The 15,315-nt window shown below is 70.7% G+C and carries 16 protein-coding genes and 1 pseudogene; 6 read left to right on the forward strand and 11 right to left on the reverse strand.

Features of this window, described 5'->3' with window-relative positions:
• Positions 1 to 380: 380 nt before the first annotated feature.
• The 3 genes from ACIBQ6_RS36040 to ACIBQ6_RS36050 are packed head-to-tail and all read right to left on the reverse strand — an operon-like array spanning position 381 to position 2,929.
• A complete protein-coding gene (locus ACIBQ6_RS36040) occupies positions 381 to 1,262 on the reverse strand; it encodes an SDR family NAD(P)-dependent oxidoreductase (RefSeq protein ID WP_397217431.1) in 882 nt (293 codons plus the stop codon).
• Positions 1,263 to 1,295: 33 nt separating this feature from the next.
• Positions 1,296 to 1,670 carry a nuclear transport factor 2 family protein gene (locus ACIBQ6_RS36045; RefSeq protein ID WP_364339694.1) on the reverse strand — a complete coding sequence of 125 codons (375 nt, stop codon included), beginning with the start codon at positions 1,668 to 1,670 and terminating at the stop codon, positions 1,296 to 1,298.
• Between the two features lie 59 nt (positions 1,671 to 1,729).
• The gene (locus ACIBQ6_RS36050; RefSeq protein WP_397217433.1) at positions 1,730 to 2,929 is read right to left on the reverse strand and encodes an MFS transporter; all 1,200 of its coding nucleotides are present in this window, start codon (positions 2,927 to 2,929) and stop codon (positions 1,730 to 1,732) included.
• A 78-nt stretch (positions 2,930 to 3,007) separates the two neighbouring features.
• On the opposite strand from ACIBQ6_RS36050, the gene ACIBQ6_RS36055 reads away from it, so the two are divergent.
• Entirely contained in the window at positions 3,008 to 3,577 is a 570-nt protein-coding gene (locus ACIBQ6_RS36055; protein ID WP_397217435.1) for a TetR/AcrR family transcriptional regulator, read from the forward strand.
• Between the two features lie 87 nt (positions 3,578 to 3,664).
• Here ACIBQ6_RS36055 and ACIBQ6_RS36060 read toward each other — a convergent pair whose 3' ends face one another.
• Complete coding sequence (locus ACIBQ6_RS36060; protein WP_397217437.1) at positions 3,665 to 4,495, reverse strand: type II CAAX prenyl endopeptidase Rce1 family protein; 831 nt, start codon at positions 4,493 to 4,495, stop codon at positions 3,665 to 3,667.
• Positions 4,496 to 4,551: 56 nt separating this feature from the next.
• Between ACIBQ6_RS36060 and ACIBQ6_RS36065 the strand changes: the two genes are divergently transcribed.
• On the forward strand, positions 4,552 to 5,406 hold the full coding sequence (locus ACIBQ6_RS36065) for a TetR/AcrR family transcriptional regulator (protein WP_397217439.1): 855 nt from the start codon (positions 4,552 to 4,554) through the stop codon (positions 5,404 to 5,406).
• A 73-nt stretch (positions 5,407 to 5,479) separates the two neighbouring features.
• Here ACIBQ6_RS36065 and ACIBQ6_RS36070 read toward each other — a convergent pair whose 3' ends face one another.
• Both ACIBQ6_RS36070 and ACIBQ6_RS36075 read right to left on the reverse strand, forming a co-directional pair.
• Complete coding sequence (locus ACIBQ6_RS36070; protein WP_397217876.1) at positions 5,480 to 5,959, reverse strand: urease accessory protein UreD; 480 nt, start codon at positions 5,957 to 5,959, stop codon at positions 5,480 to 5,482.
• Positions 5,960 to 6,715: 756 nt separating this feature from the next.
• Entirely contained in the window at positions 6,716 to 7,246 is a 531-nt protein-coding gene (locus tag ACIBQ6_RS36075; RefSeq protein WP_397217441.1) for a hypothetical protein, read from the reverse strand.
• 171 nt (positions 7,247 to 7,417) lie between these two features.
• Between ACIBQ6_RS36075 and ACIBQ6_RS36080 the strand changes: the two are divergent.
• Positions 7,418 to 8,511, forward strand: a pseudogene (locus ACIBQ6_RS36080) (IS630 family transposase).
• 232 nt (positions 8,512 to 8,743) lie between these two features.
• Entirely contained in the window at positions 8,744 to 9,277 is a 534-nt protein-coding gene (locus tag ACIBQ6_RS36085) for a calcium-binding protein (RefSeq protein ID WP_397217443.1), read from the forward strand.
• A 206-nt stretch (positions 9,278 to 9,483) separates the two neighbouring features.
• Here the strand turns inward: ACIBQ6_RS36085 and ACIBQ6_RS36090 are convergent, their stop codons facing one another.
• The 4 genes from ACIBQ6_RS36090 to ACIBQ6_RS36105 all read right to left on the reverse strand — a co-directional run bounded on the left by ACIBQ6_RS36090 (position 9,484) and on the right by ACIBQ6_RS36105 (position 12,293).
• Positions 9,484 to 9,981 carry a hypothetical protein gene (locus tag ACIBQ6_RS36090; RefSeq protein WP_397217445.1) on the reverse strand — a complete coding sequence of 166 codons (498 nt, stop codon included), beginning with the start codon at positions 9,979 to 9,981 and terminating at the stop codon, positions 9,484 to 9,486.
• 331 nt (positions 9,982 to 10,312) lie between these two features.
• Positions 10,313 to 11,098, reverse strand: coding sequence for a hypothetical protein (locus tag ACIBQ6_RS36095; protein WP_397217447.1), 786 nt, complete (start codon positions 11,096 to 11,098; stop codon positions 10,313 to 10,315).
• Positions 11,095 to 11,994 (reverse strand): tetratricopeptide repeat protein, encoded by a 900-nt coding sequence (locus ACIBQ6_RS36100; protein ID WP_397217449.1) that lies wholly within the window; start codon positions 11,992 to 11,994, stop codon positions 11,095 to 11,097. Before ACIBQ6_RS36100 ends, ACIBQ6_RS36095 begins: the two co-directional genes overlap by 4 nt.
• Positions 11,991 to 12,293, reverse strand: coding sequence for a hypothetical protein (locus ACIBQ6_RS36105; protein WP_397217451.1), 303 nt, complete (start codon positions 12,291 to 12,293; stop codon positions 11,991 to 11,993). The genes ACIBQ6_RS36100 and ACIBQ6_RS36105 overlap by 4 nt, the downstream gene beginning before the upstream one ends.
• Before the next feature lie 3 nt (positions 12,294 to 12,296).
• Here ACIBQ6_RS36105 and ACIBQ6_RS36110 point away from each other — a divergent pair, with 3 nt between their 5' ends.
• A complete protein-coding gene (locus tag ACIBQ6_RS36110) occupies positions 12,297 to 12,908 on the forward strand; it encodes a hypothetical protein (protein ID WP_397217453.1) in 612 nt (203 codons plus the stop codon).
• A 72-nt stretch (positions 12,909 to 12,980) separates the two neighbouring features.
• Here the strand turns inward: ACIBQ6_RS36110 and ACIBQ6_RS36115 are convergent, their stop codons facing one another.
• A complete protein-coding gene (locus tag ACIBQ6_RS36115; RefSeq protein ID WP_397217455.1) occupies positions 12,981 to 13,805 on the reverse strand; it encodes a hypothetical protein in 825 nt (274 codons plus the stop codon).
• 178 nt (positions 13,806 to 13,983) lie between these two features.
• Here ACIBQ6_RS36115 and ACIBQ6_RS36120 point away from each other — a divergent pair, with 178 nt between their 5' ends.
• Complete coding sequence (locus ACIBQ6_RS36120) at positions 13,984 to 14,937, forward strand: cyclase family protein (protein ID WP_397217457.1); 954 nt, start codon at positions 13,984 to 13,986, stop codon at positions 14,935 to 14,937.
• Positions 14,938 to 15,315 lie beyond the last annotated feature (378 nt).

Below are 15,315 nucleotides of genomic sequence, written 5' to 3' on the forward strand. Positions count from 1 at the left end.
CCGTCTTGCCTGGCAGCGGGAGTTCTCGGCGACCCAGGCGATGAGATGGCTGTGCAGGCTTCATGACGGGCGGTGCCAGGGGTTGGTGGAGGTGCTCCGCCAAGGCCGCCTCCCCGGGACCGCACCGCGATCCTCCCCTTGCTCTCCCTCGGTGCACGAGCTCTTGCCGACCTACCGATGCGTTGACACTGGTGACGGGCTCCATGCGCTGTCGGACGTGGGACTGCCGGGGTCGCTCCTCTGGCCACGTGGAACGGCGAGTCCCCGCGAGGCGACGGCATGGTGCCACGTTTCGCCGCAGTACTGCCGGAGGAGACCGACGACCTCGCCGTGCTGTAGTGACGGTCGTGTTCCAGGTGGTGGTGGTGTGGCGTTGCGGATCAGGCGGCTGGGAGAGGTGCAGATGGGAAGGGCACGCCGGTGAGTTGGTGGCTGATCTCCCGTAGGCGGGCGCGGGCGTCGGTGTCGTATACCTGGTGGTGGGCGCGGGCGGGGCGGGAGCGGTTGAAGTAGGTGCCGGTGACCTTGTCCAGGGCGGGGTCGGTGATCAGGCGGGCGGTGTGGGTGGCGCCTTCGTCCAGGGTGCTCTGCACGGTGAACAGGTGGGTGACGATCTTGGTGGGCATGTAGGAGGCGGGGTGCAGGGCATTGACGGTGACGCCGTGGTCGCGCAGGAGTTCGGCGTGGTCGAGGGTGAGCATGATCTGGGCGAGTTTGGCCTGGCAGTAAGCCTGCACCCCGTCCCAGTGGCGTTCCAGCAGCACGTCGTCGAAGTCCAGGGGCGCCTGTCCGGCGGAGGCGACGTTGACGATCCGCGCCGGGCCGGCGCCGGTAGTGGCTGAGCGGGCGGCGGTGCGGGCCAGGAGCGGGGTGAGCAGGCTGCTGAGCATGTAGGTGGCCAGGTAGTCGACCTGGAAGGTCAGCTCCAGGCCGTCGGCGCTGCGCTGGGGGGCGGTCTCCACGCCGATGCCGGCGTTGTTGACGAGCACGTCCAGGCGGTCGTGCGTGGCCAGGCGGTCGGCCAGGGCGTGGATCTGGTCCAGGTGGGCGAAGTCGGCCAGTTCGAAGGTGAGCCGGTCGTTGCCGGTCTGGTCGCGTAGGTCGGTCAGCAGTTGCCGGCCCTTGGCCGGGTTGCGGCCGTGCAGGATCAGCGTGGCGCCCTGGGCGGCCAGGCGGTGGGCCACAGCGCGGCCCAGGCCGTCGGTGGCGCCGGTGATCAGGATGGTCTGGTCCCGCAGTGGGCGGGTGGTGGGGGTGGTCACGGAAGTTGACCTCGACGTTCGGTGCTGGTCGGGTCAGACGATCGGGTGGCCGCTGACGGTGGTGGCGGGGACGTCCTCGCGCAGGTCCCAGTGTTCGGCGATCAGGCCGTCGGTGATGCGAAAGACGTCCACCACCGCGATGCCGGAATGGCCGGGCTGGGCGGTGAACAGGCTGTGGGTGAACACCAGGTCGCCGTCGACGGCCATGCGGCGGATCTCGAAGCGGGCGTCGGGAAGCTGGGCGCGCATCCCGTCGATGAACTCGGTCAGCGCCTGGCGGCCGTCGGGCAGGTTGGGGTTGTGCTGGATCAGGTCCGCGGCCAGGAACCGGTCGGCCAGCTGGGTGCGGCCCTGGTTCCAGATCTGCTCGAAGTAGTCGCGCACGAGCTGGGCGGCGGGCTGGGACATGGCGTTCTCCTGTGAGGTTGAGGTGACGAACAAAAGGAGGATCGGAAAGGAAGAGCAGGTCAGCAGTGGGCCGGAGTGGACGCGGAGACCGGAGTGGCCGGGCGGGTCGGGCGCGGACGGGTGGAGGCGGCGTGGGCGGTGACGGCCGCGGCCAGCGGCAGTAGCGCCAGTGCCGGGAGCCAGTGGCCGCCCAGGGCGGGCAGCAGATTGGCGCCCAGCAGGCTGCCCAGGCTCATGCCCGAGTACAGGGCCGAGGCGTTGAGAGCCAGCAGGACCCCACGCTGCTCGGGCAGCAGCTCCACCAGGCGGGCCTGTTGCGGGGCCATGAACAAGGTGTTGAAGACGGCCCAGAAGGCGAACACCGCGACCCCGGCCGCCGGTACGGCGGGTGCACCGGCGAGGGCCAGAAAGGCCAGGGTCAGCCCGGCCAGCGCGACGGCGATGGTGCGGCCGCCGCCCAGGCGGGCGTAGACGCGGGAACCGGCGGCGTTGCCGACCATGCCCAGCGCGCCGAACACGAGCAGCGTCAGCGACACCAGCCCCGGGCCCGCGCCGAACCGGGCGGCCAGGTAGGCCCCGGCGACGCCGTAGACGGTGAATTGGGCGGTCAGCACCAGCAGTGTGGTGGCGATCATCAGAGTGGCGCCCCGGGTTCGCAGCGCGGCGGCGAAGGCGCGGGCGGTGGGGGCCGGGCCCGGTGCCACCGGTGGCAGCAGCACCGCCAGCAGCGCGCCCGCCACCAGGGTCAGAGCGACCACGGCGGCCATGGTGGCGCGCCAGCCGATCGCGGTGCCCGCGGCCGAGGCCAGCGGCACGCCCAGCACGGTGGCGGCGGTCATCCCACCGAACACCACCGCCAGCGCACGGGGCCGCTGCTCGGCGGGCACGATCATCGAGCCGGTGGCCGAGGCGGCCGGTCCGAAGATGGCCGCGCCCAGCCCAGCGGCCACCCGCGCGGCGGCCAGGGCGGTGAAGTCGGGCGCCATCGCGCCGGCGGCGCCGCCCAGCGTCATCAGCGCCAGGCCCACCAGCAGCACGGTGCGGCGGTCCAGGCGGCCCAGCGCGATCGCGGCGACGGGGGCGGCCAGGGCGAACACCAGCGCGAAAACGGTGACCAGGGTGCCGACGGTGGCGGCGGGCACCTTCAGGTCGGCAGCGATCGGGCCACTGAGGCCGACGACCGCCAGTGAGGCGGTCCCCAGCGCGAAGTAGCCCAACGCCAGCGTGAGCAGTGCAGGGGTGGAGGAACGGGGGCGCATGCCCCCTCCTTTCAATACGGACCGTTGCGTATGAGATTTAAATACGGACCGTTGCGTATGTCAAGTAGAGTGCAGTCCATGACCGGACGACCCCGCGACCCCGCCGTCGACGACGCCATCCGCCAGGCCGCCCTGAGCCTCATCACCGAGCAGGGCTACCGGGGGGTGAGCATGGAAGGCATCGCCGCCCGCAGCGGCGTGTCCAAACAGGCGGTCTACCGCCGTTACCCGAGCAAGGGCGAGGTGATCCTGGACGTGCTGGCGGTCTACGCCCGCACCCGGCTGCCCACCCCCGACACCGGCGACCTGCGGGAGGACCTGCTGGCCCTGCTGAAGGCCACCTTCGCCGGACAGCGCGGGGTGCCCGGCGCACTCAACCAGGCCCTGGCCGCCGAGGCGTTGCAGGATCCCGCCTTCGCCCAGCGCGTGAGCAGCGAGCTGATCGCGGCGCGCCGCCAGGCGGTCCGCCAGATCCTCACCCGCGCGCGCGAACGCGGGCAGCTCGCCCACCCCGATGACGATCTGCTCATCGATCTGGTCTTCGGGCCGATGTGGTACGCGCTGCTGTTCGCCCCCGGCAAGCTCACCGACGCCTACGCCGCCGCCCTCGCCGACGCCGTGATCGCCGTGGGCACCCACGCCGGGTGACCCACGCCCGGCCGCTCGGGAACTGCAGGCGACCGCCTCCATGAAGGTGACCAAGCCGTCGAGCCCAGCGCCAGTAAACGCTCGCCCTCAACCTCTCTGGTGGCCAGGCCCTTGCCGGCCGGCCGGCCGCGTTCCGGCGGCTCGGCATGATCCGAGGAACAGGATGCCCACGGCGGCCACGACGGTGAACACAGCGGATGTCAACGAGGCGACGGGGTTGTCGTAGTCCGGGATATAGGCGGTGACGTTGCCCATCGCGTGCATCAGGATCGCCGCCGACACGCCGCCGGTGGCGTTGTGCAGGCCGATGATGATCACCCGGAGCGCGACCGTACCCAGGAACCAGCCGCCGATCCAGGCCGCGCCATGACCGGCTTGCAGGAGCGGGATGACATGCCACACAGCCCAGAAGGCCCCAAGGAGCAGCCCGGCCCCTACCGTGCCGAACCGGCGTTGTATCGGATCGGAGGCGTAACCGGTCCAGCCCAGTTCTTCGCACGCGGCGCTCACCACCGCCGCAGCGAACACCAGCGGCAAGACCGCCGGCGGCGTCGGAAGCACCGAGCCGGCTTCGCCGGCGAGCCACCCGAAGGTCCACGAGAGAGCACCGATCGCGGCAGGGAGCGACACCGCGGCGACATACCAGCGGGGCCGTCCCGCGGGCCGATCGACGACGCGGGCCAGCAGGCCCGTGACAGCGGCCGGGCCGCCGTCGCGGTAGGCCAGAATCGCGGCGGCCGGCACCGGCAGCACGAACATGGTCGCGCTCGCGGGCAGCTCCATCGCGCCGATGCGGATGGTGGGAGATACCGCCCCCAGGACGTAGAACGGCACCGACAACACGCTCACGAGCACCAGGAACCGCACCGGGTGTCCGGTGCGGTCGCGTACAGAACTGTCGGGCTCCGAGACCTCCACGGGCTCACCACCACCTCTATTGGGACTCAATATCCCAAGTGCCATGGACTACGGGCGTGAGACGAGAGACACCGGAGAGCGGCCTGGCCCGACGCCGCAAGCGACTGTCCGACGAACAGACCGCACGACGGATGCTCGACACCGCAACCGCCACCGTCGAAGAAGCCGGGCTGACCGTGAGCCTGGACCACATCAGCTTCGAAGAGATCATTCGTGACGCCGGCGTCGCCCGCAGCGCCGTCTACCGCCGCTGGCCGTACAAGGATCTGTTCTTCAGCGACCTGCTGACCGAGCTCGCCAAAGGCGCCAGCCCGGCCGTCACCGACGCCAATCCCGGCGCGCTACCAGCGGCGGCCCGCACCCTGCTGGCCCATCTCGACTGGGCCCGCACACCAGGTCTGCGCCGCGCACTGGCCGGAGAGGTACTGCGGGAAGGCGCGCTCGGCGAGTTCGGGATCTTCCACCGGTCACCGGCCTGGCGCACCTATCTCGCGCTGCAGGCCACCTTCCGCAGCCTGCCCGACAGCGACCTGCGCGCCGAGGTTCAGCGGTCTCTCACCGAGTCGGAATGCTCTATGGTCACTGACGTGGCCACCGCCTACTCCTGGGTGGCGAGATCGATCGGCCTGCGTCCGCACGCCGGCATCACCTTCGAGACAGTGGCCCGCCTGGCCGTCGCCACTTTGCGCGGGCTGATCCTGATGGCACCCAGCAATCCGGAAATCATCTCCCAGCGGTTCCAGGCCAATCCGTTCGGAGCACCCGAGCCCGCCGAATCGTCGGAGCCTGCACTGGCGATCGCGTCCGTAGCGCTCGGTCTCCTGGAGATCGACCCTGAGGTCGAATGGACCGACGAGCACGAACGCTCGATCGCAGCCGGCCTGCGAACCGGGCGATGGGCGACGAGCTGACAACCGCGCCAACGCCGCCAACGGGATGAGCGATGTCGTGACGCCTCAGCTGCATGGCGGTGCCGCTGGATGTTCAGGCGATGGGGTGCGCCGCGTCCAGCAGGCGGCGCAGGTGCAGGGTGTCCGGGGCCAGGGCGGTGGTCAGGAGGGCGGGGCCGGCCAGCGGGGTCAGCACGGCCTGGCCGGTTTCCGGGTCGTCGCCGAACAGGCGGGCCTGGGATGGGCGCTGGTCCGAGGCGGGGTCGACAAGCAGGATCTGGCCGACGGCGCGGTGACCGGCTGCGACGGCAGGGCCGTCCCAGCCGGGCGCGCCGGGCCCGTACCTGGTCTGCTGGTCCAGCAGAGGACGTGCGTCGCGGCGGACGGTGAGGTGGGTGGACAGCCGGCCCGGCCCTTCGCCGGAGCGGCCGAGGACGACTTCTTCGCGCAGCAGGAGCCGCGCCGTGGGGGCCAGGTCGATGATGCAGCTTTGGCGCAGGTTGCTGCGGGCGGCGGATATCAGGGGCTGAGGCAGCCAGTGCAGGCTGGCGTGGTCGGCGACAGTCAGGTCGATCTTCTCTGCACCCGCCTCGTAAACTCAGCCGCTCTGCACCCGCCAGGAGCTGACACGCGCGGCGCTACGCGCTGGCACCGGACACTCGTGGTCGGCTGCCTCCGGCGATCAGGCCTTCCCACACGGCGCCCGCGGGAACGGTGACGAAGGCCAACCATGGACTCCAGACCAGAAGCACTGAACCCATCGAGAAACTGTGGCCCGCAGCAGTTTTCTCGCCGGTCGGCCGGGCGGGGTTGAAAGTCCTGGTCGGTGCTCTTACCGGAATCGGGCTCGGCCATATCCTCATGATCCAGATGATCTACGGCGCGATCGGAGTGCTGCAGAAGTGCGAGAGCCCGACATCCACCAGGATGTTCCTGCCAGACCCGAGACAGCGCGGGCCAGGAGATCCCCAGCAGGACCGCGGCCGCAACACCGAGAACGAGGACCGAGGCCCCCACGGTCACCGCCCTCTGCTGTGACCGGGCCAATGAGCTGGGCGGATGCAATGATCGGCAGGCGCAATGCCGCACGTGGGCGCGCCAATGGGAACGCCGCTGTTCGCATCGGGACCACCATCCCGGCTCGTGACGCCACGGGCGGGTGGTGGTTCTCGCCGTGACGCTCCGAGGCACGTTCACGAGGAACCTGATCGGCGCCACGGCTGCGGTCACTGTCGCGCCCTGGCCCGAGCTACCACCTCGCCCGGCAACACGATCGTATCCACCAGACCCGCTACCAGGACGGATATGCCCTCACTGCTTGATGCTCAGGTCACTGAGTACGAGCTACACCCTCGTCGATGTTCGGGGTTGCCAGGGCCCAGCTGATGGGCAGTCCGGCCGGGGTGCAGATCAGGTGCAGGCGCAGGCCCCAGAACCAGCGGGAGTGGGAGCGGCAGTAGCCGTAGCCGGCCCATCCGGCCAGGTCTGAACGCTGGGTGGTGGGACGGGAGCGACCGCACTCGATCGGTGTGGAGTCCACCACCCACAGTGGGTCGGGCCACAGGTCGGTATCGGCGGCCAGCGCCCGGATCGCTCGTTTGAGCAGGGGCAGGGCCTTGTGCAGGCGTTTGTTGTAGCCGGGTTGGCCGGGCAGGTAGGGGAAGGCGCCGGGCAGATGCGCCGGGACGTAGCGCAGCCAGCGGGCCTCGGAGTGGATGCCGAGCAGCACCTGGGCAACGGCCAGAGTGAGTAGTTCGGCGTCGGTCAGCTTCGGTTTGCGCCCCAGCCGCGGCCGGTGGCCGAGCCAGTCGTCGATGCTGACGTACAGTGCGGTGAGAAGGGTGTTGAGGTCTGTCTTCACAAACCGATCGTCAACACCCTTCGTCATGTACGCACTCCGTACCGCAGCGACACAGGACTTACTCGTCTAGTGAGTTGATTATGAGGATGAGGGTCACCACTTGAGGTGTATTTCGTCCCTGATTCGGGGAGCTATGGTGACGCTGATCGGCCGGTGAGGTCTGCTGGAGAGATGGCGGACAACAGACTCCAACCGCTGGTGTCATCGCAGGAGGAACGGCGGACGCTGGAGGGCTGGGCCCGGCGGCGTTCGACCGCTCAGGGGCTGGCGTTGCGGACCCGGATCGTGCTGGCCTGGGCCGAGGGGGACGGCCGTGGCGGCAATGTCGCGCTGGCGGCCCGGCTGCGGCTGGATCGCAAGACGGTGGCCCCTGGCGCAGCCGTTTCCTGGCCCGCCGGCTGGACGGGCTGAGCGACGAACCACGGCCGGGCGTTCCGCGCACCATCACCGACGCTCAGGTGGAGGAGGTGGTAGTGCGCACTTTGGAGGAGGTGCCCGAGGGGTCCACGCACTGGTCCAAGCGTGAACTGGCCCGCAAGGTGGGCATCTCGCCGAGCAGCGTGGGCAACATCTGGCGGGCGTTCGGGCTGCAGCCCTGGCGCGTGGAGAACTTCAAGATCTCCACCGACCCGCTGCTGATCGACAAAATCCGGGACGTGGTCGGGCTGTATCTGGCCCCACCGGCCCATGCCGCGGTGTTCGCCATCGATGAGAAGCCGCAGATCCAAGCGTTGCAGCGGAGTGCACCGGTGCTGCCGATGCTGCCCGGAGTGCCCGAGCGGCGCAGCTTCGACTACGTCCGGCACGGCACCGTGGATCTGTTCGCCGCACTCAACACCGCCACCGGCAAGGTGATCGGCAAACTGTCCGCCCGCCACCGCGCCATCGACTTCCGCGACTTCCTTGATGAGATCGACCGCCAGGTCGAGCCGGGCCTGGCGGTCCATCTCATCTGCGACAACCTGTCCCCCCACAAGGCGCCGGTGATGCACGCCTGGCTGCTGGCCCACCCGCGCTTCACGCTGCATTTCACTCCGGCCTACTCCTCCTGGATCAACCAGGTGGAGCGCTGGTTCGCCGAGTTGGAGCGGCGCTGCCTGGAGCGCGGCAACTTCTGCTCTCTGGACGCTCTCAAGGCCGCACTGGAGCTATGGATCAAGACCTGGAACGACGACGCCAAGCCGTTTCGATGGACCAAGACTGCGGACCAGATCCTCGACCGCATCTGCCGCTACTGCGACCGAATCTCAAAACCGGCTCACTAGGCCCCGAGCCACGCGGCGACGCACCACAGTTCCTCACGGTCAAGCCCCCGCAACCGCACGCGCCTGTGACCGTCAACCGAAGGGCTCCGCACCATTGATGGCCGAGTGCCTGCGCCCCAGGACCGCTCGCCATCGCTATGCCCAGGAGCACATCCGTACTGTGCAGGACTCCGCAGAGCCGACCTGCTGGCATGAGATCTACTTCCCTCACCGAATCCACTGAGGAGAAGTAATGCGCAACATGCTCAAGGCCCTCACCATCAATACCCTGGCCGCCGCTCCACTGCTGTTCCTGGCGAGCCCGGCGCACGCGTCGACCAACGTCACCCTGACGGGCGGGGAGCTCTCGATCAACTCCGGCGACGTGGCCGACAGCATCACGATCAGCGAGAGCGGAAGCTTCATCACCGTGAACAACGCCAACGACACGCTGATCACCAACTTCGCCTGCACGCAGGTCAACTCCACGACCGTGCGCTGTCCGCTCGCCAGCGTCAACCGGATCCTGCTCAACGTCCAGGGCGGCGGCGACTTCGTCGCGAACAACACCTCACTGCGTGTGCGGGCCTTCCTCGGCCCTGGCGGCGACACGTACTTCGGCGGAAGCAACGAAGACTTCGTCTCCGGCGACTCCGATGGGGACGTGATGACCGGTAAGGGCGGCAACGACATCCTGGTCGGAGGCACAGGCATCGACACCACCAACGGTGGCATCGGCAGCGACTTCTGCGAGGCCGAGACGGAGATGGACTGCGAACTCAACTGAGCCGCGGTTCCCGACTGGGCGAACGGCCGCCGGCCGCACCAGCCGGGAACCCTGGTCAGGAGAGCGCGGTCATCCGTCGCCGACGTCGAACAGCAGTTTGGGGACAGGGCGCAGCGTGCTCAGGGTCGTGGCGAGGCGAGGGCCAGCAGCGCGGCGGCCAGTGCGCGGCCGTGCGCGGGGGCGTGCTCGCGGTCGGCCAGCTGGATCTACCGGCCCTGGTGGTGCAGCACCACGGCGCCGTCCGGCTGCCATGCGATGGCGATGCCGGCCTCGGGTATCGCCACCCCGCGCACGCCGTCGCCGACGTCGCTGAGGTCGGCCAGTTCGGGCAGCACCAGCCCGGCGACGGCTTGGGCGGTGGCCAGCCGGTCACGCAGCTCCCGCACCTGTTCGACGTCGCGCTCGCGTTCGGCCTGGGCGGCGCGGGCCTGCTGCTCGGCGGTCACGGCGCGCTCGCGCTGGAGGTCACGGTCGGCGCGGGCTCGGCGCAGCTCGTCCTCGGCACGCTCCTGCAGCCGCGCCGCGGTGGCCGCCTCGCCTTGCGCGGCGGCCAGGGCGAGGCGTGCCTCCGTCGCCTCCTGCCGGGCGGTCTCGGCGCGGCGGTCTGCGGTCTCGGCTCGGGCTTGCGCCTGGCGGGCGTGCTCGGACGCCTCTGCGCGCAGCCGGTCGAGCTCGCCACGCGCCTCCTCCAGCGCGGCGGCCATCCTCTGCTGCTCGGTTTCGGCCTGCTCCCGCTCGCGCAGGGCGTCGTCGCGGGCCCGCCGCGCCGCGGGCGCGTTCGTGCTCGGCGACCTGGGCCCAGGCCTGGCGGGCGTCGGTCTTGGCGGTCTCGACCCGGCGGTCGGCCTCCTGCCGGACGCGGTGCTGCTCCCGTTCGGCGGCCTCCTGCGCCTCACGGGCGGCCCGGGCGCGGCGCTCGGCCAGCTCGGCACGGGCGTCGGCCTCACTTCTGTCGCGGCGAGCACTCGCGGCGTCGGCACGCGCGGCCCCAGCGCGTCGGCGCGTTTGCCTGGCGTCGCCTTCTCGCCTCAGCGTCTAGGTTGTGCCGGGTCCGAGGCCGTCGAGGGCGACGACGGTCCGCTCGTGGGCCGCGAGGAACCAGCCTCGGCCTTGGACGTGCCCGAAGGCCGACAGGTTCACGTTGAGTTCGGCGATGTCGAACCGCGCGTGGCCCGGGTCGGCGAAGAGCACCGATCCGGAGCTGTATGCCATCGCCACGGTGGTGTCGTTCGCGGCGAGGTGGACAAGCTTGCCGGTGGGCGCCCGGTTGTGGCCCGTCGGTGTCAGGGCCGCGTCGTTCCCGACGTCCCAGGTGAGGACGCGTCCGTCGTCGGTTGCGGTCAGGACGATCGGGCCGTCGGGGCCGGCCGCACCGATCGCCGCGCTCTGCATCCACGGAACCTGGGCCACCTCGCCGGTCGCGGCCGCGCCGCCGTGCCGGTCGAGCGCCCAGCTCGCCAATTGCCCGCTGTCGTCGACCGACACGACCGCGTACCGGTCCTCCCTGGCCACGGCAATGGTCACGGACGCGATCGGGAGATCGTGCGACAGCGTCCGGACGGTGAGCGTCGTGCCGGCGCCGCTGTCGAGGACGTGAACCAGGCCGTCATCGGTGCCCGCTACCAGGGTGAAGCCCTGGCCAGGCCAGTGGTGTACGGCCACGTCGGTGACCGGCTCGTCGAGACTCTCGTGGACCTCGGCCATCGTGTCACCGTCGACCGCCCACACGCGCATGCTCTCGGGCCCGGCCGTCATCACGAAGGGGACGCCGCCGTCACCGGTCAGCAGCATCAGGTGCTCGACGTCCTGTTGCTCCGTCACACGGGTGAGCTCCTCGGCGATCGACAGGTCCGAAGCCAGTCGCCACAGCCGTACAGAGGACTCACCGGTCGCCGCGACCCACAGCTGACCGGCGATCTGCCGGCACCGCACGGCGACCACCGGCTCGGTGTGGCTGAGCCGCGTGCGAGCAGGATATCGGGATGCCCGGGGCCGAGGACCTGGCTCTGGTGCGCCGCCAGGTCGGCCATGCCCGTCGCCGCCTCGGCCGTATGCCCCTGCAGAGCCACGTTCATCAGCATGTTGAACCGCGTACGCAAGGTGAGATGGTGATCGGGGCCGATCACGCGGGCACGGGCGGCGACGAGTTCGGCGTAGCCCTTCTCCGCCATCGCGTAGTCGCCGAGATCGCCGATGGCGCGCACGTGGTAGAAGCGGCTGGCCAGCGTGTCGGGATGCTCGGGGCCGAGGACCTGGGCGCGCGCCTCCACCACGCTCCGGCACACCGCCTCCGCCTCGTCGAGGAGGCCGCGGATGGACAGGACCCGACCGATCTCGTGCCAGGTGGAGAGGGTGTCCGGATGGTCGGCGCCCAGGACCCGCGCCCTGACGGACAGCGTCTGCTCGTAACAACGATGAGCCTCGACGTGGCGGCCCTGCTCGAACAGGGCGAAACCGAACTCGTGCCGGCTCGCCAGCGTGTCAGTATGTTCCTCGCCCAGGATGGCGGACCGGGCCCGCAGGACGTCGGCCAGCTCCGCCTGCGCCTCGACGGCGTGCACCATGGACGCCCACGCACCACCGCGCTGATGGCGCAGGGCCAGAACCCGCGGGTGATCCGCCCCCAGGACGTCGGCCTGGCGTAGCGAGAGCGTCGCAAGTTCCGCGGCGGCGGCGTAGTAGCCGCTTGCCCGCAGCGCGCCGCGCCCTCGGCTCACCCCCCGGCCAGCTCCCCCAGGGCGCGCTCTTCCAGGACGGCGGGGGCCAGCGACAGCAGGGCACGCAGGTGCGGCATCAGCTGCTGCCAGACGGGCCAGTCGGACGGCGTGTCATGCCGTCTGCCGTCCACCGCGCCACGCATGAGGGCGATCGCGACGGTGGTGATCACCGGTGTGACGTGCGTCCGGCTCGCCTCGGCGACCAGGGGATGAACGACCAGCGCCGAACGCGCCGTACGGGTGGGCCCGCGGACCTCGATGAGGCCCATGGAGCTCAGCGCCTCCAGCCCCGGGCGCACCTGGTGCTCCCCGCCGCGATCGTCGCCGGCACCCACGACGCCGCGATGCGCGCCTGGTTCGCCGCGGCGCCCCGCGACCAGGACATCTACTGGACCTTCTACCACGAGCCCGAGGACAACATCAGGAACGGCGAGTTCACCGCCGCGGCCTACCGTCAGGCCTGGAGCCACCTCGCCGCGCTGGCCGACGAGGCGGCCAACCCCCGCCTGCGTGCCTCGCTCATCCTGATGGGCTGGACGGTGGACCCGGCCTCGGGCCGCGGCTGGCACGACTACTACCCCGGCAGCACCGCCATCGACGTGCTGGCCTGGGACGTCTACAACTACGACTCCACCGCCGCCAAGGGCCAGTACCTCGCCCCGGCCGCCCTGCTCGACCGCACCTACGCCGTCAACCAGGCCGAGAACCTCCCGCACGGCGTGGCCGAGCTCGGCAGCCACATCGCCACCGGCGACGACGGCACCCGCCGCGGCGCCTGGCTCGACCAGATGACCGCCTACCTCAACGGGCACGGCACCCTGTGGGCGCTCTACTTCGACCTCGACTGGTCAACCGGCGACTACCGCCTGCGCGACCCGGCGAGCCGCGCCGCCTGGACCGCCTTCTGCGCCTGACCTCCCGTACCGGCGCCACCCCCGCACTCCCGCACGGCCTGGCGGGGGCGCGGCACGTCCGATCCGGCGGGATCAGCGCTTGGGGGCCGGCGGCAGCCGCAGGAGGGCCTTGTCGGAGTCGAGCTCGGTGGTCGTCTCCGACGCGGGCGGCGCCTTGATCGAGACCTTGGCGCCCCAGCCGGAGTAGGTGGTCTCCATGGTGACCGGGCCCAGACCCACCTTGGGACTGGAGAGCCGGGTGCTCATCGTGCGCGGCAGCCCGGCGGGGGTCACGGTGAGCGTCCAGTTGACCTTGACGCCGGATGCGAGCTTCCACCACAGGGTGGCGCGCGTCCAGGCCGAGACCCGCAGCAGCTCCTTGACGGTCATGCTCCCCTTGTACGTGCTGCCGCTGCGCTTGGAATGGCTCAGCATGGCCTTGAGCGTGCTCGGCTCGGCCGGGTTGATGAAGTCGCCCTCCATGGCGGTCATCCCGCTCGTCCAGCCCGGCGACTGCTTGTACCAGGACTTGCCGGCGGGCAGCGCGGCGCCGATCGGCCCGCCCTTGACGTAGGACGTACGGCCGATGCGGACGGTCCGCTCCGGCTTGTCGAGCGAGGAGGCCTGGTTCTCCTCTTTGGGGGGATCGAACTCGTCGGCCGTCTCGTCCTTGCCGGGGAAGCTCAGCTTGGCGGTCAGGTCGGAGGCGGCGATGCCGTGCTTGTCGAACTGCAGCCGTCCGCCGCGGGTGAGCGAGGTTGTGTCCCTGCCCGGCGTCCGCTGCTGGACGGTCACGCCCCTGCCCTCGCGCAGCTGCGCGCGCAGCGCGGCCAGCGGATCGTTGGGCGCGGCCAGCGCCGGCACGGACGGCACCAGGACGAATCCGGCGACCACGCCGGAGATCACGTACTTCTTCATGCCGGCAGATCATTCCGGTCGTGGATCACGGCGAGAACACGGATCCGGCGGGGGCGGCGCGTCCGTGGATGATCCAGTAGCATCCCGGGTCAGCGGGCCCTTGGCAGGCCGAAGGAGAAGGCGGGACACCCCGCCTCCGGCGCCTCGGGCCGCGTGGACCCGAGGAGCCGATAGCGCGATGACGGCAGGCCGACCGATGCCCACGCAGGACGACGTGCTCGGATACTTCGACACGCTGTCGAACTGGGGCCGCTGGGGCGACGACGACGAGCTCGGCACCCTCAACCACATCACCGACGACGTCCGGCTGGCCGCGGCGCGGGCGGTGCGCCACGGCAGAAGCGTGTCGTGCGCGTGGGAGGTCGCCGTACCCAAGGACATGGAGCGGTCGACGACGGCCTGCCCGCGCAGCGCCGACATGCCGGGCGCCGAGAACATGCCGGCCGCCTTCCACAAGGACCGGCGCTGGGGGTTCTCCTCCGAGCGGCTCGGCCTCACCTTCCACGGCAACAGCCTCACCCACCTCGACTCGCCGTGCCACATCTTCTGGGACGGCACCATGTACAACGGGCGGCCCCACTCGCTGGTCGACGCCGAGACGGGCTCGTCGTGGGCGGCCGTCACGGCGGCGGCGAACGGGATCGTCACGCGTGGTGTGCTGCTCGACGTCGCCGGCGCGCGCGGCGTGCCGTGGCTGGAACCGGGGGAGGGCGTCGTCCCCGGCGACCTGGAGGAGGCCGAGCGGCGCCAGGGCATGCGGGTGCGGCCCGGTGACGCCGTGCTGCTGCGCACCGGTTACGGCCGCGCCCGCCGCGAGGCCGGTGAGCCGGGCGGTTTCCGGCAGGCCGGCTGGCACGCGTCCTGCCTGCCGTGGCTGCACGAACGGCAGGTCGCGTTGATCGCCGCCGACACCCCCCAGGACGTTCAGCCGTCGGGGTACGAGGACGTGCTGATGCCGGTGCACGCCGTCGGCCTCGTGGCCATGGGACTGTGGCTGGTCGACAACTGCGACCTGGAGGCGTGCTGGGCCACGGCCGCCGAGCTCGGCCAGTGGAACTTCCACCTCGCGGTCGCGCCGGTCCGCTTCGCCGGCACGTCCGGCAGCCCGGTCAACCCGATCGCCACGTTCTGACCGACGTTCACGAGGCGAAGCACGTCACGTGGCGAACGGCCCCGAGCGGGAACGGCGAGCCCCGCTTGAGGTGCCGGCCGCGTCAGGGCCGACGCCCTGCACGGGCAGAGCGGCCAGGCCGCCGACTTACTGGGCGCGCTCGGAGGCGGGGTCGCCGTCGGAGCGGGCGGCCTGACCGCCGTCGTCGGGATCGGCGTGGCCGGCTTCTGAGCTCCGCGCTCCTGCTGGCCCGCCTGCGGACGCCCGACCGCGCATCCGGTCTCAGCCCACGGCTGACAGAGATCGATGCATGGCGCCGAGGCGATCTCTAACGAAGAACGCGCCTGTTGTCGTAACCAATTGTGAGAATTCTCCAAGGATCATTTGTGCCTCGTGCCC

The organism is Nonomuraea sp. NPDC049655, from assembly GCF_044465465.1.
Taxonomy (GTDB): Bacteria; Actinomycetota; Actinomycetes; order Streptosporangiales; family Streptosporangiaceae; genus Nonomuraea.